Here is an 18,402-nt window from a genome sequence, read left to right on the forward strand (position 1 = left end):
ACTACTGACTAATGACTACTGACTAACGTCCTACTTTTTTCTCAGGCACAACATTGACTAAGGCGCCAGCTTTGCCGGGAACTGCTCCCTTAATTAGCAGCAAATTCTGCTCTGTATCCACCCGGATAATTGTTAGTTTGCGGACGGTGACTTGAACGTTGCCCATACGTCCTGCCATTCTTTTCCCGGGATAAACGCGACCGGGAGTAGTTCCAGGCCCGATCGATCCAGGCTCGCGGTGGTTCTTGGAACCGTGAGACATGGGGCCTCGTTTAAAGTTGTGGCGCTTTTGAAAACCTGCAAAACCTTTACCGATGCTGGTACCGATGACATCTACTATTTGTCCCGGTGTAAAAGTATCTGCTTTTAGTTGTTGACCTAATTCAAATGAACTGGTGTCTTCCAAGCGGTATTCCTGCAAGTGGCGCAATGGATTCGCCCCCGACTTGGCAAGGTGTCCTAGTTCTGGCTTGTTGAGAGCCTTTGGTTTGACTTCGTTGTATCCAACTTGAACGGCACCGTAGCCGTCAGTTTGTTTTGTTTTGATTTGAGTTACTGTACAAGGCCCTGCTTGTATGACGGTGACGGGGATGGCTCTCCCTTCGGCGTCAAACACTTGAGTCATGCCTAGTTTAGTGCCAAGAATGCCTACAGACACGGATTTTCTTCCTTTTATTTACGCAAGAGGTTTCGGATTGCGAAATTTACGTCAATCCGCTTGCTCTTGTGCAGAAACATTTATTTCAGTGTTCCTGCAATTAACTGTTATCAACCAACAGCCTTCCTCGGTGTTTAAAATTTGAGTTTTAAATTTGGGAGCGAGCTTGTGGAAGTCTTGCAAGGGTTGAGATTCGCGGCTTTTTACCGGCTTTATCTCCGAGTTTTGTCTCGGTCTTGCTTGTTTGCGCCAGGACTTGAGCAGCAAACCACTCAGTATCCTTTACGGCGACAATTCACAATAGTACATGAAGTGTTTGCCGTTTGTCAAGGCCGCGATGAGAATTTTTCGCCTCAACTTTAGGATTTATAATATTTCCAGCTCGCAAGCAGCGATCGACCCAATTTTGATACAGCAGGAAACACAAATTTATGGGACTGATTACGACGGGATCTGATCTGATTCGGGATTTGGAAAAGTCGGGGTCGCTGGCCCTGTACGTTCCTTTAGAAGGAGGATTTGAGGGGCGCTACCTCCGCAGGCTGAGGGCTGCGGGCTACGGTGGGTACACGATTTCGGCGCGGGGTTTGGGTGATTTGGCGATGTATTTAACGGGGGTTCACGGGGTGCGGCCGCCGCATTTGGGCAAGAAAACTACTGGCAATGAAGGGGCTGTGGGTTATACGTACTACGTGCCGCCGATGTTGAAAACTCAATTAGACAATTTGCCACCTAAAGCAAAAGGACTGGTGCTGTGGATTATTGAAGGGCAGATTTTGTCGAGTCAGGAGATTGAGTATTTGACTGTTTTGCCGACGTTAGAACCGCGAGTTAAAATAGCAGTTGAGATGGGGGGCGATCGAGCTTTTAGCTGGAAGCCACTTAAAGATGCTTTAGTTGCAGCTTAAATTCCGGTATTTGCGATCGCAAATCAACTAAAAAACGCAGCGAGCAACTAAAGCTCAACAGCTTCTGCTCGCTGGTTTTGCTATTTTTGGGAAAAACTTAATTAACAGGAAAAATCTTATGCTTCAGAACCGCGATTATACCATCATTATTGACAAAAGCGGCAGTATGTACACAAAAGACCAGATGGGCGGTAAAAGTCGGTGGGCGCTCATGCAAGAATCGACGATCGCATTGGCGAATAAATGCGAAGAACTCGATCCTGATGGCATAACAGTTTATGTGTTTTCCGGTCGCTTCAAGCGCTATGATAACGTAACAGCAGCTAAAGTCGTGCAAATATTCCAAGAAAACGAACCTTCGGGAACTACGAATTTAGCTGCTGTTCTGCAAGACGCCCTGAACAGTTATTTTCAGCGCAAAGCATCCGGTAAGACCAAGCAAAATGGGGAAACATTATTAGTGGTGACGGACGGGGAACCGGACGATCGCAAAGAAGTGATGAAAACCATTATAGAGGCTTCGCGGAAGCTTGATCGAGATGAAGAGTTGGCGATTTCTTTCATTCAAGTAGGGAATGCGCCGGAAGCAACTAAGTTTCTCAAGATATTGGATGACGAACTGCAAAGCGCCGGCGCTAAATTCGATATCGTTGATACTGTGACGATGGATGATATTGAAGGAATGACCCTGACAGAGGTATTGCTGAATGCAATAACTGATTGAGGAGGCAGGCGAAGTTCACGCGATTATATTTGGGCCAGTTGACCCAGCAGCATTTTTTAGGGGGTTTAAGTTATGGAATCTATCGATCGCCTGTTAGGTGAACTTAAGGCAGAGTATCAAGCATCTCAAAAAAATGCTGAGTTGAAAAGTCAGACGCCGGTGCAAGCACAAGCGCCTGTGCCACAAGCAGCAGTGCCGTCAAATCAAACATTTAAAACATCAGATATAAATTTGTATGCTGGTTCTTTAGATAAGGATTTAGCTCAAATTAAGGCTGAGTACGAATCGCAAAATAAAGCTCAGGAAGTCGCTTCACTGGAACCGCTTAAGGCTGAGCACGAAGCACAAAATCAAGCTCAGGAAGTCGCTTCACTGCAACCGCAACCAGCAGAACAAGTCGCGGGGCCGCAGTTGGAGGTACAAACGCACAGACAGAAAGTTAGGCAAGCTCAGGTTTGGCTGAAAAAGTTGGATAAAAATTCCGATGAGGGATATTGGTTCGATCAGTTTGCTTTTAAGTATTCTTCGAGGATAGATGCGGCGATCGACTATTTGCAAGCTGTGAATGAGTTTGATTGAATGTTGATTGTTGGCGGTTGGCGGTTGACGGTTGAGGATTTACTGTTAAACTATCATTCCAAAATGTAAAAAATATGAAGCAGAAGCAGAAGTAAAAGTAGTAGGTTGGGTTGAGCGATAGCGAACCCTACGCTTCGCCGAACACTTTATTTTAAATGAAGAGTTGGGCGAAGTGAAACGTAGGGTTCGCAACCTCAACCAAACCTACATATTGGGAATTTCACTTAATTAAGAACCGCTGTAGCTAGTTTCAACTAATAGCATCTTTGAGAACAGACGTAGGATTCAACAAAAACAAAGCCGCTTTTTTTGCTGTATCTTCAGATAGCTGAATTTGTTTTAACTCAACAATACCTTCACTGATAAAAGTATCTCTCAAAGCAGCTTTTTCTCCGCTGTTAAAACTCGTTTCGTAAAACACTTCTCTAATTCCAGCGGCAATGACTAATTTCAAACAATAGATGCAGGGTTCTAAGGTGACGTAAATACTAGCCCCAGCAGTAGATATACCGTGTTTGGCAGCTTTGGCGATCGCATTTGCTTCGGCGTGAACCGCCCTTGATGGTAAAGTTTTACTGGCGTCGCAACTACTCAAACCAGGATAGCAGAAGCCTTGAGTAGTACAGTGTGCCGAACCTGACGGCGAACCGTTGTAACCCGTTGCTAAAACTTGCCTGTTTTTAGTTATCACCGCGCCTACAGGAAAAGCCAGACAAGTCGATCGAGTAGCGGCCAATTTTGCTAACATTAAGAAGTATTCGTCCCAACTCGGTCTTTCTTCTTCTAAATTCATTTTCTATCCTGAATGTATTGGTTGCTGGTTTTCAGACACTCGGCCGCCTTTTGCAATTCTATTCCCAAATAACCAATATGCTCGCCTTTGATAGCCGGGGAAGCTGCACAAATTTCTCGCACTAACTTGAGAGGGTTTTTTCCAGAATAACAGGTGACAACTTCGCCGCTGCCCGGGGTGGTTTGCGTGACAACTATTTGATTGTCGGCTACTTCAACTAAAAAATTGCCTGCTGCATCGAAAAAGTCTCTATCTTCGCAGATTTTAGCATATTGGGTTTGAATAAGTCGATCGGCATTTTCAAAGGTATCGTCATACAAGTGAGCAGATTGACTCAGCGTTACCAACGGGCCCATCGTCAAATTATAATCGGAACGCCGAGCAATTTCATCTCGAATGTGCTGCTGCAAAGCCCGCAAGCCCATTGCATTTGCCGGCCAAGCCGCAAACATATCATTACTGCGGAGAGTTGCAGTTAGCGATATTTCACCGTCCACAACTCGCACCCAAATGTGATTTAAACAAGGGCTGCCGCTGTGCTGGTGGTCTGAGGAACCATCAGGTCTTCTGTTAATATTTCCGCCGGCATCCCACAAACTAATTACAGCACTTGCCGCGTCAATTTCTTTAATTAGTTTGGCAATAACTTCTTCAATTTGATCTCGTCCAAACCACGACCGCATCCGCTGTGCGTAGGTATATTTAATGCCTTCGCTATACGGGGCATCTTCCAGCATTTGCGGTTTGTACTGTTCGAGGAAATCACGGTCTATTGGTAAGTAATTCGGTTCAGGAAAATAGAACTCCGCAGGTTCATCTGTAATCACTGCCATTAAGTCAATTAATTCTTGCCACTGTCCGTCATAACCAGTCGGTCGCAGGGTGCCGGTGGTCTTAATTCGGTGGATGATTTTTACCCAAGTTTCGGCGATAGTTTTGCCTTCGATTCTGTGTCCGTATTTCTGACCGGGGAGTACAGTCGGAACGATTTCGACTAACGGAAAAGTTACGGGTTCTCCCCAAGGTTCAACAGATTCTTTTTGGGCAAAAGACTTGACAATAGTCACTGTTTCTGCTATGTTTTTGGCTTCTTTCCATTCTATTGAATGACGCAATAGTTCTAAGGCTTCTGCTGCTATTTCAATATCAATGTAGCCAAATATTGAAGATTTAATTAGCCAGCAATCTCTACCAGTATCGCTTTTGCCGGCTTCAAATCCGTTGCGAAAAAAGTCTATCAAGCAGGCTGCGGCACCGGAGTTGCGGTCTTCTTTGGTAGCATTGAGAATTACTAAAAAGCGGACGTGGGGATTGCACAGCAAGTTTCTAATTAAGAAGTTGATGCCGCGGGTGGGCGAGTACAGTTGTCCGATGACAGCAAATTCGTTGGGTTGTAAATGTTTGCCGTTAGCGGAGCCCTTGGAAAGGATCGCACTTTTTACTGTCCAGCCGCTGACAATGGCTGTTTGCCCCGTTCCACAAATTAATTGATTTGGTTTATATAGGGGTTTGTACTCAAATTTATTGACGAGATTTGTGGCTGTCATGGTTTATCGTTTTTTGCACCGCGTACTACTATATCAATAGTTTGGATGGTTTTAAGATATCAATCATCTTTATGCTGCCGCTGCAATGATTTTTTATGCTGTGTCAACGCAGATCCTTGCCTGAATGTCTTTTACAGCGAGATCCTTCACCGGAATTGAAATCACAAACTCTGTACCTTGACCTAAAGTTGAGTTGACTTGTAAAGTTCCAGAGTGTTTCTGGACTACGATTTGATGAGCGATCGCCAATCCCAGCCCTGTTCCTTGCCCCACGCCTTTGGTGGTAAACAGATGCTCAAAAATTTTTGGCTTCACCGCATCCGTAATGCCAATCCCATTATCCTGAATTCGGATCACTGCCTGAGATTCCGACAATTGGGTTTTGACAGTAATCTGGTTGGGTTTGGCTTTGATCTGAGCAAAACTGCGTCCTTGATTTGATTCCTCAAGGGCATCGATCGCATTTGCCAGCACATTCATAAATACCTGATTCAACTGTCCGGCAAAGCATTCTACCTGTGGCAGATCGCCATAGTCTGTGATCACTTCAATTTCCGGGCGACATTCGTTGGCTTTGAGGCGATGCTTGAGAATCAAGATCGTGCTGTCAAGCCCGTCGTGGATATTGTAAGGAATGGGGCGATCGCAATCAGAACGCGAGAAAGTTCTTAAACTGGTGCTGATTGTGTGAATGCGATCGACTCCTTCTTGCATCGAATCAATTAACTTGGGTAAATCCTCTTGTAAGTATTCCAAGTCTATTTCCTCCACGAATGCCTGTAGCGTGGCACTTGGATAAGGGAGTTCTTTTTGGTAGAGAGCGATAACTTGAAAGAGGTCTTTAATACAATCCTGAGCGGGTTTCAGATTGCCAGCAATAAAGCCAAGCGGATTATTAATCTCGTGCGCGACACCCGCCACTAAATTCCCCAAAGCAGACATTTTTTCGGTGTGGACTAAATGAACCTGAGACTGTTGCAGTTGTGTGAGTGCTGCTTCTAAATCAGCGGTTTTCTCAGCTACACGCTGTTCGAGATTTTTAGTTAACTGCCGTAGCTGCAAATGAGTTTTTACCCGTGCTAGCATCTCCTGTTCTTGAAAGGGTTTGGTGATGTAGTCCACAGCACCCAATTCAAATCCTTTCTCCTTACTATCGGCATCGGAGAGAGCGGTCATAAAAATGATGGGAATACTTGCGGTTTTCGGATCTGCCTTCAGACGTTTGCAGGTTTCAAAGCCGTCAATTCCTGGCATTTGAACATCGAGTAAGATCAGATCGGGAGGATAAGCTTGGACTCTCTTAAGAGCGCGATCGCCGTTGATTGCGGTTGCTACTTCGTACCCCGCATCACTTAAGGTTTCACAAACCACTTCTAAGTTGGCAGGGGTATCATCCACCACCAAAATTAATTCAGGACTAGACATCGGCTTTCTTCTCTGTGAGATCGATTCCGGTTGCACCGGAATGATTGTTGACTGTTGACTGTTGACTGTTGACTGTGAGCCGAAAAACTGAAAAGCGTGCTTATTATTGGTGGCAGATTGAAGGAGACTTTATCATGACGATGCTAGCGAATTTGATCGGAGGTGTTGTTCTAGCAACTCTTCAATCTCTTCGGCTTTAAATTGCTTGGCTAACTGAATAATTTTTGAGGCAAAATTAGCGTAGAGAGGGTTAGATTGAGCAATATGCTCTGTGTGCGATCGTAGCCGTTTTAAGTTGCCTTGCTGTGCCAATTCTAGTAACTTTTTTAAGTCTATAGGGGAAGGAATAATCATCCCTTCTGGGTTTTCTAATGCAGTGGTTGGAGTGGATTGTGCAGAGTCGTTGGAGCCTGTTATTTCATATTTCCATTCTAATTCCAAATGAGTGGCTAAGAGGTTAAATAATTCACTGACTTCCACTGGCTTTGCCAGGAAATCATTTCCCCCTGCATCTAAACTCATCTGTTGATAGGCTTGTGCAACTGATGCAGAAGAGACAATGATCTTCGGGTGGGGCAAATCCTTTGCACTGCGAATTTGTTTGAGCAGCTCAAAGCCGTCCATGACTGGCATTGCCAAGTCTGTAATCACTAAGTCAGGTTGAGACTGTCGTATTTTTTCCAATCCTGCTTGTCCATTTTCTGCCTCACTAACTTGGAATCCTAGTGGCTCTAACAAGTTAAAGAGAACGGCTCGGTTTTCCCAACGATCGTCCACCACAAGTATGCTGCGTCGTTGTCCTTCGTAACCAATAATTTGTTTTCCTATTGTGAAGGAGTTTTGCTGTACCCAATCGGTGGCGATCGCCAGTTCCACCTCAAAAAAGAACTCACTCCCGACTCCGGGTTGGCTGTTAACTTGGATTTGTCCGTTCATAAGTTGGACAATTCTTTGGCTAATTGCCAGTCCTAAACCGGTGCCCTCGGCTTGGCGCTGGCGATCGCCCACTTGTTCAAAAGCCTGAAAAATTTTCTCCAAATGATTGGGCGCAATTCCTACACCCGTATCCTCAACTTGAAATTTGAAAGAGGGAGTGGACGGATTGGGAGGATTCTCAACTACGGCAACCTTCAGCGTGACAGAACCTTTGTCGGTGAATTTAATCGCATTTCCCACCAAGTTGAGTAACACCTGACGCAGCCGTTTTTCATCGGCAAAAATCCCTTCAGGTAACTGTGGATCGGGCTCGTAAACGAAGTCAATGTTTTTTTGGTCGGCACGAATGCGGCAGATTTCAGCGACACCTTGGAGGAATGAGGGAAAGTGAATCGCTTGAGGTGTGAGTTCTAATTTGCCGGCTTCAATTTTGGACAAGTCCAACACATCGTTAATCAGCGTCAGCAAATGATAACCACACTGGTGGATGATTTCTACCCCATGACGTTCTTTCGCTGGCAATGCGCTGCTGCGGTTGAGGATTTGAGCATAGCCCAAAATACCGTTGAGGGGAGTGCGGAGTTCGTGGCTCATGTTGGCAAGAAATTCGCTTTTTGCTTGGTTTGCGCCATCGGCTACAAGTTTTGCTTCTTTCAGTTCTGCGGTGCGTTCCTCGACACGGCTTTCCAGTTCGATAAAGGAGGCTTTGAGTTGACCTGCCATCTGATTAAATGAATCTGCCAGCGATTCTAATTCACTAATACCTTGCACCTGAAGTGTTTGATCCAACTGTCCCGAACTAATCGCCTGACTGGCTTTTTGTAGCTGCAAAATCGGTTTGGTAATCCAACGCGAAGTAAAAAGACCCAGTATAGTCGTCACTACCAAAGCCCCTAGACACAGCAAAATTGTGGTGCGAGTATTGGCATTGATTTGTGCCATGAAATCTGATTCAGGCACCACAACGACGCTGAACCAATCGATACCTCGTTCGTCTCGAATGGCGGAAACCTGCACGAACTGCCGTTGGTTTGCCAGCATAAAATCAAGCTGTTGATTTTGTGCAATAGCGTTGAAGTTGCCAAATCGATCGAGGATAGCTTGCGCTGTGGCACGAATTACAGAACTTTCAGACTTGACGGCAGGAATTTGTTGCAACTCCTCATTTTTAAGATCCATAATGTAAGGCTGACTGATCTTTGAACTCGCAATCAGATTGCCCGATCGATCTACGATAAACGTTTGTCCCGTTTGACCCACCTTCAACTCGCTCAGAAAACGATGAATCTTGTCCAGCCGAAAGGTGCTTTTTTCCACGCCTAGTAACGTTCCATCGCGATTGTAAATCGGCTGGGATAGAGCCAGCGTAGCCGATTTATATGAACTGCTGAGGTAGGGCACAGATGTCCAGGCTGATTTTCCAGCTTTCTGTACAACTTGATACCAAGGTCGAGTCCGAGGGTCAAACTCTGCCTGAGTTTTGAGCAGTGCGACTCGTTGACCTTGATTATCAAGTTTGTAGAATTGGCGTTGAGGTAGACGCGCTTTGTCACCACTGAGGCGAGAAACGATGCCGTCATTGATTGTTGTATCTAGGGCAATACTCGTGCCATCCTCTAAACCAATTTGCACGTCTTCGAGGGTATTTTGGCTGACTAACCGCCACAAAGTTCGTTCCAGTTTGGTGAAATCTGTTAAATCAAGCTGACCTTCTTGGGCCGCAGCTACGATCACTTGTCCGGCAATATAAGGTTTTTCCAAATAGTTTAGAACTTCCAGATTGAGGCGATAGCTCATCTCTTGTCGTAACTGACTGGCAACTTCATTGACTGCCTTCTGTCCATTTCTCAGAGAAATATATCCCGTTAATCCAACTGCTACGAAGATTTGTAGTACAAACGGGACAATCAAGAGTGATCGCAGGGAAAGTTTGCGCTTAGGTTTAAATAGATTCAGGGATGAGTTTGGCAGAGACATGGTAGTAGCTTCTCTAGAAAATAGACTTTGAGGAATTGCTAGCTTGATGTTCAATCCACCTTGGTAGGGTCTTTCAAGGTGCTTAAATTCCTGGCTAGACACCGACGCTAACAATTAATTTTGTACCTCCAACAAACAGTCGTATTAGCAAGTTGCTAGTGGTTTTCTATTGTTCACGGAAGTGCAACAATCGCCCTCGTTGGTTGATGTGCCGTTGGTTGGTGGAGTTGCCCGGAGGTTGTGATCAGCGGGCGATCTGTTAGCCGAGGGTTTTTTTTAGTAAATCGGGCGATCGTTCGGGCTCAAATTTAAAGGCGATCGCACGCACTCCACCAACAATCTCTCAACCCAATTCCCATCGAAGACTACCGTTTACAGAAAATCCCAAAGAAAGCCCAGGGCTTTTAGTCGTGGGATGAATCTGCTTACCCTTTAGGGTCAGCCCTTTTCAGTCTATGCCGCAGTCCCCTGATTAGATGTTAATTGTATCAATACTTCAAAGTTACCTGTAGGTCGATCTTAAACTCGATTTGATCATTCCGACATTCTCATTAAACCCAGTTTTAAGCTAAAGTTTCTCACGGTGAGTTTCTCTTTTTAGGATTTTAATAAATTATTTTAACAAATTCCTCAAGCCAACAATTCACTGACCGCTACGCTAAAACCTGCAAGCACACTTTGAGTGTTAACAACTTCATCGGCATTAAACAACCGCCAGCGTTGCCCTGCATTGACAAATATTAATCTAGCTTCAGGAAACAACAACCAAACTTCTAAACATCCCGATTCCAAATATTCTTGAGCTTTTGCGAATAACTCTTCGCCGCTATCTTCGGGGGAAGCAACTTCGGCTATCAAAGGAAAACTTTGGGAAAATGCTGTAAAATTGCCTGATTGTGGCAGCAGTTCAGGAGTAATGTAAGCAACATCGGGACGGCGACCCTGCTTGCTAGTGCGACAAAGGACTTCTGTAACAACTTCTCCTCCCTGTCCGCTGGAATTTTTGTAAGTTTTCCAGGAAGTAGCTAGATTAACTTGAGCGAGACCGTGCTTGAATGTCATTCCTGTTTTCTCCACTAAGTTGCCGTCAACCCATTCCATTCTATCAGCAGGTCTGACTAAAAAATCTTCAAGAGATATGACTTTTTTAGGCTCAGATTCTGGCGAAATTCCTGCTATATTTTCTGATTTTTGCGGTAATTCTGGCTCTGAGTTTTGCTCGGCTTTTTTTGGTATAATTATAGTAGCTGTCATGGTCGCAACCTCTGTTTAACGATTATAAGTTTACAAGCGATCGCTCTCGATCGCATCTTTACGATCTTATTGAAATTGGTAGATTTTGTCTTTTCAACTTAGCCCGACAATTTATATATCATAGCAATTCAGAAAGGTGACTTTCATGATTCTATCAAACCGTTTTTCAGAAGCCCTCACCTATGCCGCCGAATTGCACGCTACCCAAGTTCGCAAAGGTTCCGGCGTTCCCTACATTGCCCATTTGTTGGGCACTGCTAGTATAGCTTTAGAATATGGGGCAAATGAAGATGAGGCGATCGCAGCTTTGCTTCACGATGCGATCGAAGATCAAGGCGGCGCCACCACCCGCGAAGCCATCCGCCGCCGCTTTGGGGATACTGTCAATCGATTTTAGATTTTAGATTTTAGATTTTAGATTGAAGAATTGACTTGCGCGAGATAAATTCGGGGGCTTGTTTATCAGATACAGGTTTTTTATTTCTGGACGGATGAATCACGTGGCGGGTATCCTGGATGCTTTCGGTCACAGCGATTGTAGACGGCTGTACCGACAGTGACGAGACGCCGAAACCCCCTTGGCGACAGCGAAAACAAGCTTATATCGATCGCATTTCTACGGCTTCTGCCTCGGTCAGATTAGTCTCGGCTGCTGATAAACTTTATAATGTTCGATCGATCCTGAAAGATTCCCGTCAATTAGGAGATACTGTTTGGGAACGCTTCAAAGGTGGCAAAGACGGTTCTCTCTGGTATTATCGTTCTTTAGTAGAAGCATTCCGCAAAGCTGAGTTAACGCCTATAGCTGAAGAATTGGATCGCACAGTTTTAGAATTGGAACAGTTTTCTGAAGGCTGAATTATGAAGGTAAAAAACACTAATTATCAATTACAAATTACAATTAAAAAATGGCAAATGTTCGCTTAGAAAATATTACCCGACGCTACCAAAACGTCACCGCGATCGAAAACATCAGCTTCAAAATCCCGGACGGGGAATTTTGGGTATTAGTCGGGCCCTCCGGCTGCGGAAAATCCACAATTATGCGGACAATTGCCGGTTTAGAAACCGCAAGTTCCGGCAATCTTTACATCGGAGATAATTTAGTTAACAACATTCCTGCTAGACAGCGGGATGTAGCAATGGTGTTTCAAAATTACGCACTTTATCCGCACATGACTGTCGCAGAAAACTTGGCATTTGGATTGCGGATGCGGAATGTTGACCAGACTAAAATTCAAGAACGAGTCGAAACAGTAGCCCGATCGCTCTCGATCGACCACCTCCTCAAGCGCAAGCCCAAACAGCTATCAGGCGGACAGCAGCAGCGGGTAGCACTCGGAAGGGCGATCGCCCGCGAACCGAAAGTATTTCTGTTAGATGAACCGCTTTCTAACCTCGATGCTCAACTGCGAGACGACACTAGAGCAGAACTCAAACAACTGCATCAACGGCTAGGAATTACCACAATTTACGTCACCCACGACCAAGTGGAAGCGATGACTTTAGCTGATAAGATTGTAGTCTTAAATGGGGGAAAAATTCAACAAATTGGAGACCCGCAAAGCATTTATGCAAAACCAGCTAACCGCATGGTTGCCACATTTTTAGGCAATCCCGCCATGAACATTTTTCCTGCAATTTATACTAACGAATCCTTTCAAGTGGGAAATCAATATTTACCCTGTCCGCCCTCCATTCAGAAAAAATTGCAGGCGAGAGAAGGACAAGGATTTGATTTGGGCATCCGTCCAGAAAATATAGAAATCTTTACGCCACAAACAGTAGAAGATGATGATTTGAAAACCGATGTTTGGGCATTAGAAAAAGTCCCTCTTGATGTAGAGGTAAAAGTAGTGGAACCTCTGGGGCGAGAAACTTTAATTCGGGCGAGTTTGCCGTTGTTGAGTGCTGAAACTACTGTACAGTTACAAATACCTGCGAGTGTTCGCTTGCGATCGGGCGATCGGCTGACGGTACAGCTTGACTTCGATCGACTATTTATATTTGACCCCTCCACCGGTGAAGCGCTGTATCCTTAACTGGATTGAACAGGACTTACGCACGGGTAATCAGTCGCCGGGGTTTTTTTAGTCGCAGTGCCTAAGTCCTGTTCAATCTAAAATCTAAAATCTAAAATAGACTGAGCCTTCCTGTGGGAAAGTCTCGATTCGTAGTTACAAAAGTTTACACTTGACATTTATTAATTTACGCAGTAATGATACGATTAGTATTGGCACAACGGTAAAACGTCCCCCCAAAAGCTGATATTTCCTGAATCGGGGCGATCGCGACCCACAACGCCAGCATCTTCGCGCTAAGAAGCGGCTTTACGCCCCGACTTGGGAGCAACTAGCGAACCAAAAACTCAGAAAAACGTTCTAGCGGCATTTTTAGATGAATCCCGACAACCTGCCTCAAATGCTGCAAACAGGATTTCACCTAACTTTAGGTGCAACTTCCTTTTTAATTGAGACATTGCAAGATCCTCTGAAGCGAGAAGAAAATCTTGACAAACTGAAGTCTGATTTGGGGTTACTCGCCGATGAGTTGCTGGAAAAAGGAGAAATGACTGAGCGAGAAGCCCGGAATTTTGTAGATACTATTTTCTCTCAACCGGGCGATCGGGAGAATGCAGACAATGAATCTGTCTCGCCCAAGCAATCAGATGCAGCGACTGATGCTCCTCCCGATTCGGTTGTACAGCCTAACGTAAAGCTAGAGATTCAAGAATTAACTGCACACATGGCAGCGCTGAGGGCCGAGTTGGAAAATTTGCGCGCCGAAAATTCCCAGTATTAAAGAATCAAGAGTCTTTAACACAGCCGGAGTTTACTTGCCAACTTAATTTAAGAGAACCAAACTTTAGTCATTGTCCCATTTTTCAGAACCGATCAGGTCGGCAATGCGATCGCGCAGCAAGAAGTCGCATTTTTCTAACTCGCACTCTACACAGGCCCATTCCCGGGGCGGAATGAATTGGCACAGCGTGTAGATGGGCTGTTGGCGGCTCAGCACGCCCTCGTGGACGAGGTGACGTGCTTCATCTTGGATCACATCTAAAGAGTATTGGATTTGGGGAATAGTGGAGTGAATCATAATGCGCCCTCAATGTTTTACTAAAAAATTTTATGGCCCTGGTAATAATATAGTCCAAACTTACGAATATGGAAGTTAAATTTTGTCCGTATACAGCTATACAATTCACTGCCGTAAATAAAAATAAATTATACGAATTATCAATAAGTGATGAGATCTGTCTTAGGATGTGGAGACGCAGCACATTTTCCCCACAAGCAGGCAGATCTGCTGGAAAGCTCAATTTAGAACTTAGGAACCGCCGTCCAATTCCCGGTTTCTGGATACTTCGCCACCAAAGGCAGAATTTCTCGCGAGAAACCGGGTTGATGAATTTAACTCCTAACGCAGCAAGCAGCAAAGGAAAGATTCAGAAGTCGGGCAACTCAAGCCTTACCAGTTGCGTCAATGCCGAATAGCACTTCTAGAACGAGAGATTGCGCTGCCGGCATCTGCCCAAAACAAAATACATAAGGAATACTCGGAGGCAAGTGTGGCAAAAATTGCTCTAAAACGTAGGGACTGCCGTAAATTAACACAGCTTGCAGTTCTCCCGTTTTTAATAATTTCTTAAACCAATCTTGAGCTGCTTCAGTCAAACCAGCACTGCCTCGGAAGCAATTGCCGCGAATGAAAATTTGCAGCAATGTCGGATAAAAATGCTCTGCACCTGTATTATCAGCGATCGCCCCTGTGCGATCGTCAATCAGTTGCAATTCGTAACCAAACTGTTCGGGAAGGGCGATCGCCGGAGTGTGGTTGCCCAAAAACTCACACCCCAAAACATCATCTACAACAATCAAATTCAGCAAAAGCTGGTTTTCTGGGGGTTTTGCAACCTGCAAAGGTAGATTGCCGCCAAATTTCAAAGAATCTCGCAAAATATCGGCAGCAGTTGCCCTGGCATCAGGAGTTGCCAGCAAACCTAAGTCGATCAACTCGATGGATTCTAAATTCTTGCTCCCCCCCTTAGCCAGGGGGGGTTGGGGGGGGTCAGAAATCGATTCTAAATTCTTGCTCCCCCCCTTAGCAAGGGGGGGTTGGGGGGCGTCAGAAATCGATTCTAAATTCTTGCTCCCCCCCTTAACAAGGGGGGGTTGGGGGGCGTCAGAAATCGATTCTAAATTCTTGCTCCCCCCCTTAGCAAGGGGGGGTTGGGGGGCGTCAGAAATCGATTCTAAATTCTTGCTCCCCCCCTTAGCAAGGGGGGGTTGGGGGGGGTCAGAAATCGGCAAACCCACCTTGATTTTCGATTTCCAAATTCGCTTGACAGATTCCTTGATTTGTGCTATGGGGATCCGCCCTTGAGTGACAGCTTCGCAGACAGCGAGAATCGCCCCTTCCGGGTCAAGCGGCATCAGCAAAACATCAGCACCAGCCTCAGCAGCCAAAACAGCAGCTTCATTAGCGCCGTACTTATTGGCGATCGCACCCATCACCAAAGCATCCGTCACAATCAAACCTTCAAATCCCAACTCTTCTCGCAGCTTCCCAATCAAAATTTTGCGAGAAAGAGTAGCAGGAAACTCCGCATCCCAAGCCGGAATCAGCAAGTGAGCACTCATCACAGCATCGACCCCAGCAGCCATCGCCTCAACAAAAGGAGGCAACTCAATCTGGGCTAATCTCGCTGGCGAATGTGGCAAAACCGGCAATTCCAAGTGAGAATCAACCGCCGTGTCTCCGTGGCCGGGAAAATGCTTAGCTGTAGTCAAAACCGGGTGATCACCTGCGCCGCGAATAAAAGCAGCGGCTAATTTCCCCACAATTTCCGGTGTCTCGCCAAAAGCGCGGACGTTAATCACAGGATTGTCGGGATTGTTGTTAACATCAACCACTGGTGCGAGAATCCAATTGAGACCGATCGCCCTAGCTTCGATCGCAGTGACAGCGCCCATTTGTTCAGCATATCGATCGGCTTTACCTGCATCGTGTCGCGCCACTTCAGCAATCGCCATCGGCGGCCCGAACCAAGTCGCCCCCGCGAACCGCTGGCCGACACCTTCCTCAATATCCGCCGCCAGCAGTAGCGGAAACTTAGCCCAAGACTGCAATTGGTGCGATCGAACTGCCAACTCTGCAGCACTTCCCCCGACCAAAATCACACCGCCGACGCCCAACTTTTCCAGATAATAGCGGAGTTTGCTGGCAGTTGGTTCCCATTCCCGATAGCGAATTTGGTGGTCGAACAAGCAGCCAGAAGCGCGCACCACGAACATCTGGGCTACCAGTTCTGGTAAGGAAAGATTGTCAATCATTCGATTTTAGATTTTAGATTTTAGATTTTAGATTTGGGCATCGGGCATCGGGCATCGGGCATCGGGCAAACAGGGCATCGGGCATCGGCCAAACAGGGCATTGGGAATTTTCCCTATCTCCTTCTCTTCCCCTCTTCCTTCTTCCCTCTTCCTTCTTGCTTCAATCGGGACTTTCATCCTCAGTGAATTCTTCCTCGGGATCTAGAAGATCCGGTTTGCGATCGGCAGAAAGCTGATTCAGCAGTATCAACATTTTATCGCCCCGTTCCAAAGAACGGTCTTCAAGAAATACTACTTCCGGCGTCCGGCGCAGTTGCACCCGTTGGCCCAACTGGTTGCGGACGTAGCTAGTAGCAGATTTCAAACCTTCCATAGTTTCAGCCTTCGCCTCATCAGTACCGTAGATGCTGACAAAAATTTTTGTATGCTGAAGGTCTCCCGAAACAATTACATCGGTAACGCTAACCATACCGGCACCTACCCGATCGTCCTTAATGCCGTTCAGCAACATCAGGCTGACTTCCCGTTTAATCATTGAAGCTACACGCTCAATGCGACGATTTGTAGCCATAGAAACTATCCCCTACTTTTAGATCAGCCATTTTCATCCCGATTGACAATTGTAGCGCGATCGGTATCGGGTGTTACGGGCGATCGGGGGAAAAAATGAGAATCAGCACGACACGGATGCACACGAATACACGGAGGATAGTCAAGTTAGCCAATTGTGCAAACAGTCAGATGACTCAAGTCATCCGTGTATCCGTGTTCATCCGTGTTATGCTCTACTTTTTGCCGGCGAGGGGACTGAAACAAAGTAAACCAAGTTAACTAAACTATACATTTTAAAACATCTAATATGAATATTCCTAAGTCAATTGTTCGCATTTTTCTAATTCTCCCCAACGGTCAGATTGTGGCACAACTGCGAGATAATATTGTAGGTATTGCAAGTCAAGGGATGCTTTCTACTTTTGGTGGTGGCGTGGACGTTGGAGAAAGTCCAAAGCAGGCAGCGGTGCGAGAACTGGAGGAAGAAACTTGCCTCGAAACCAATTACACAATAGAATTTATCACAACTTTTCTACACCAAAAGACCCAAAATAATCAAAAAGTTATACAGGAAAATCACTTGTTTTTGGCTAGGATTAGGAATTGTGAGCAAATAGAAATCAAAGAAGGTGTGGGTTTTGTAGTTTTGAGAAAAGATGTAGATTTTGGGAAAGTCAACGCAGGCGAGGGTACTCAAATGGCTTGGAAATTCTTGCAGGAATATTTAAAATAAAAAGTCATACACAATATTTTTCCTGTGCTGGGACTGAAACATGGAGCAACCCTGCGTTATTATTAGAGCTAGAAGCCATTATTCACAGAGCAACTGAGCCGCCCTACAACGTTCAAATCCCACCGAAAAACTAGACTCATACAATCAACAACTCTGGAACAACTATCTGCTGCTGATGCCGAAGCCATCCTAAAATACCTTCCAGAACGAATTCGTGCCGCCCTCATCGCCCGTGCTGCGGAAATTGAATATCCGATCGAAATTGTTGTGTCCATGGCAATTGCTAATTTCCTCGCAGGGCGAAGCACTTGGTTTTGCCGATTGCAAACCGGGGCGAGGCAACTAAAGAATCAAAACTTGAAATCAGAGAGTTATGAATCAAACAATCGCCACGCAACACCTGTCTCCAGAAGCTATTCATCAGTTGGTCGATTATTTGCCTGACTATATAAAAGCGGCCCTCTTGTCCAAGTCCGCTGAACTTGAATGTTCTCTCGAAGCCGCGATGGCTACGCCCCGGCTTACGCCTACTTCATGGCAATCTCCAGCTTTTTAGACGAAGAATCCTTTAGCTTTGAGGATTGTTTGTTGGCTAAACGCATGAAAGATACTGTCTGAAATTTCATCGCTCTCGATCGCACTCCCAGTTACGATTAGATTATGCCGATAGCAAAAAAAAATAAAACTCATGGAAAAAGAATTTACAATCGGTCAAAAAGTCCGAGTGGTGGCTATGCCGCCTTACGTCAAAACTGCTGAACCGATGCCGATGCTGCGGCCCGCGAATTTAATTGCGATTGGCGCTGAAGGTATTGTGATCGATCGCCGTCCCGGCAATTATTGGGGAATTCGCTTTGAAAAAGGTGCTTTTCTGTTAGACAGTCAGTACATTGAAGCAGCAGAAACAATTGTAGAAGGTAATGGGTAATGGGTAATGGGGAATGGGGAATTGAGATCACAACTTAACATCTCCCTTTTCC

20 protein-coding genes and 1 pseudogene are annotated in these 18,402 nt (G+C 45.5%); 10 read left to right on the forward strand and 11 right to left on the reverse strand.

What is annotated here, in order from left to right; all coding sequences use genetic code 11:
- Positions 1 to 22: 22 nt before the first annotated feature.
- On the reverse strand, positions 23 to 658 hold the full coding sequence (gene rplC, locus QUB10_RS13110; protein ID WP_333160376.1) for a 50S ribosomal protein L3: 636 nt from the start codon (positions 656 to 658) through the stop codon (positions 23 to 25).
- 431 nt (positions 659 to 1,089) lie between these two features.
- Between rplC and QUB10_RS13115 the strand changes: the two genes are divergently transcribed.
- The 3 genes from QUB10_RS13115 to QUB10_RS13125 all read left to right on the forward strand — a co-directional run bounded on the left by QUB10_RS13115 (position 1,090) and on the right by QUB10_RS13125 (position 2,869).
- Entirely contained in the window at positions 1,090 to 1,566 is a 477-nt protein-coding gene (locus QUB10_RS13115; protein WP_333059805.1) for an NAD(P)H-quinone oxidoreductase subunit N, read from the forward strand.
- A 118-nt stretch (positions 1,567 to 1,684) separates the two neighbouring features.
- Positions 1,685 to 2,290, forward strand: coding sequence for a VWA domain-containing protein (locus QUB10_RS13120; RefSeq protein ID WP_333202674.1), 606 nt, complete (start codon positions 1,685 to 1,687; stop codon positions 2,288 to 2,290).
- Between the two features lie 72 nt (positions 2,291 to 2,362).
- Positions 2,363 to 2,869 carry a salt stress protein, Slr1339 family gene (locus QUB10_RS13125; RefSeq protein WP_333202676.1) on the forward strand — a complete coding sequence of 169 codons (507 nt, stop codon included), beginning with the start codon at positions 2,363 to 2,365 and terminating at the stop codon, positions 2,867 to 2,869.
- Between the two features lie 250 nt (positions 2,870 to 3,119).
- Here QUB10_RS13125 and QUB10_RS13130 read toward each other — a convergent pair whose 3' ends face one another.
- From QUB10_RS13130 to QUB10_RS13150, 5 genes are all read right to left on the reverse strand, one after another.
- Positions 3,120 to 3,662: a dCMP deaminase family protein gene (locus QUB10_RS13130; protein ID WP_333202678.1), complete on the reverse strand. Its 543-nt coding sequence runs from the start codon at positions 3,660 to 3,662 to the stop codon at positions 3,120 to 3,122.
- Positions 3,659 to 5,209, reverse strand: coding sequence for a thymidylate synthase (locus QUB10_RS13135; RefSeq protein WP_333202680.1), 1,551 nt, complete (start codon positions 5,207 to 5,209; stop codon positions 3,659 to 3,661). Before QUB10_RS13135 ends, QUB10_RS13130 begins: the two co-directional genes overlap by 4 nt.
- Before the next feature lie 93 nt (positions 5,210 to 5,302).
- Complete coding sequence (locus tag QUB10_RS13140) at positions 5,303 to 6,634, reverse strand: response regulator (protein ID WP_333202682.1); 1,332 nt, start codon at positions 6,632 to 6,634, stop codon at positions 5,303 to 5,305.
- 132 nt (positions 6,635 to 6,766) lie between these two features.
- On the reverse strand, positions 6,767 to 9,547 hold the full coding sequence (locus tag QUB10_RS13145; protein WP_333202684.1) for an ATP-binding protein: 2,781 nt from the start codon (positions 9,545 to 9,547) through the stop codon (positions 6,767 to 6,769).
- Between the two features lie 630 nt (positions 9,548 to 10,177).
- Positions 10,178 to 10,801, reverse strand: a complete 624-nt coding sequence (locus QUB10_RS13150; protein WP_333202686.1) for a Uma2 family endonuclease — start codon at positions 10,799 to 10,801, stop codon at positions 10,178 to 10,180.
- A 145-nt stretch (positions 10,802 to 10,946) separates the two neighbouring features.
- On the opposite strand from QUB10_RS13150, the pseudogene QUB10_RS13155 reads away from it, so the two are divergent.
- The 4 genes and pseudogenes from QUB10_RS13155 to QUB10_RS13170 form a co-directional block, all read left to right on the forward strand.
- Positions 10,947 to 11,183: pseudogene (locus QUB10_RS13155) on the forward strand (HD domain-containing protein); the annotation flags it as partial.
- A gap of 134 nt (positions 11,184 to 11,317) precedes the next feature.
- A complete protein-coding gene (locus tag QUB10_RS13160; protein WP_445300763.1) occupies positions 11,318 to 11,659 on the forward strand; it encodes a hypothetical protein in 342 nt (113 codons plus the stop codon).
- A 50-nt stretch (positions 11,660 to 11,709) separates the two neighbouring features.
- The gene (locus QUB10_RS13165) at positions 11,710 to 12,843 is read left to right on the forward strand and encodes an ABC transporter ATP-binding protein (protein WP_333202688.1); all 1,134 of its coding nucleotides are present in this window, start codon (positions 11,710 to 11,712) and stop codon (positions 12,841 to 12,843) included.
- A 355-nt stretch (positions 12,844 to 13,198) separates the two neighbouring features.
- Positions 13,199 to 13,603 (forward strand): hypothetical protein, encoded by a 405-nt coding sequence (locus QUB10_RS13170; protein WP_333082103.1) that lies wholly within the window; start codon positions 13,199 to 13,201, stop codon positions 13,601 to 13,603.
- A gap of 63 nt (positions 13,604 to 13,666) precedes the next feature.
- On the opposite strand, the gene QUB10_RS13175 is transcribed toward QUB10_RS13170, so the two are convergent.
- From QUB10_RS13175 to rbfA, 4 genes are all read right to left on the reverse strand, one after another.
- Positions 13,667 to 13,900, reverse strand: a complete 234-nt coding sequence (locus QUB10_RS13175) for a DUF4327 family protein (protein ID WP_333057778.1) — start codon at positions 13,898 to 13,900, stop codon at positions 13,667 to 13,669.
- A 365-nt stretch (positions 13,901 to 14,265) separates the two neighbouring features.
- Entirely contained in the window at positions 14,266 to 16,137 is a 1,872-nt protein-coding gene (locus QUB10_RS13180) for a glycoside hydrolase family 3 N-terminal domain-containing protein (protein WP_333202690.1), read from the reverse strand.
- A 27-nt stretch (positions 16,138 to 16,164) separates the two neighbouring features.
- Positions 16,165 to 16,314, reverse strand: a complete 150-nt coding sequence (locus QUB10_RS13185) for a hypothetical protein (protein ID WP_333202692.1) — start codon at positions 16,312 to 16,314, stop codon at positions 16,165 to 16,167.
- On the reverse strand, positions 16,298 to 16,708 hold the full coding sequence (gene rbfA / locus QUB10_RS13190) for a 30S ribosome-binding factor RbfA (protein WP_333202694.1): 411 nt from the start codon (positions 16,706 to 16,708) through the stop codon (positions 16,298 to 16,300). The genes QUB10_RS13185 and rbfA overlap by 17 nt, the downstream gene beginning before the upstream one ends.
- A gap of 288 nt (positions 16,709 to 16,996) precedes the next feature.
- Between rbfA and QUB10_RS13195 the strand changes: the two genes are divergently transcribed.
- Complete coding sequence (locus QUB10_RS13195; protein ID WP_333155747.1) at positions 16,997 to 17,422, forward strand: NUDIX domain-containing protein; 426 nt, start codon at positions 16,997 to 16,999, stop codon at positions 17,420 to 17,422.
- Positions 17,423 to 17,490: 68 nt separating this feature from the next.
- Here the strand turns inward: QUB10_RS13195 and QUB10_RS13200 are convergent, their stop codons facing one another.
- On the reverse strand, positions 17,491 to 17,697 hold the full coding sequence (locus QUB10_RS13200) for a hypothetical protein (RefSeq protein WP_333202696.1): 207 nt from the start codon (positions 17,695 to 17,697) through the stop codon (positions 17,491 to 17,493).
- 211 nt (positions 17,698 to 17,908) lie between these two features.
- On the opposite strand from QUB10_RS13200, the gene QUB10_RS13205 reads away from it, so the two are divergent.
- On the forward strand, positions 17,909 to 18,040 hold the full coding sequence (locus QUB10_RS13205) for a hypothetical protein (RefSeq protein ID WP_333155743.1): 132 nt from the start codon (positions 17,909 to 17,911) through the stop codon (positions 18,038 to 18,040).
- 70 nt (positions 18,041 to 18,110) lie between these two features.
- Positions 18,111 to 18,350 carry a regulatory protein SipA gene (gene sipA, locus QUB10_RS13210; protein ID WP_333202698.1) on the forward strand — a complete coding sequence of 80 codons (240 nt, stop codon included), beginning with the start codon at positions 18,111 to 18,113 and terminating at the stop codon, positions 18,348 to 18,350.
- Positions 18,351 to 18,402 lie beyond the last annotated feature (52 nt).

The organism is Microcoleus sp. B5-D4, assembly GCF_036705145.1.
GTDB lineage: Bacteria > Cyanobacteriota > Cyanobacteriia > Cyanobacteriales > Microcoleaceae > Microcoleus.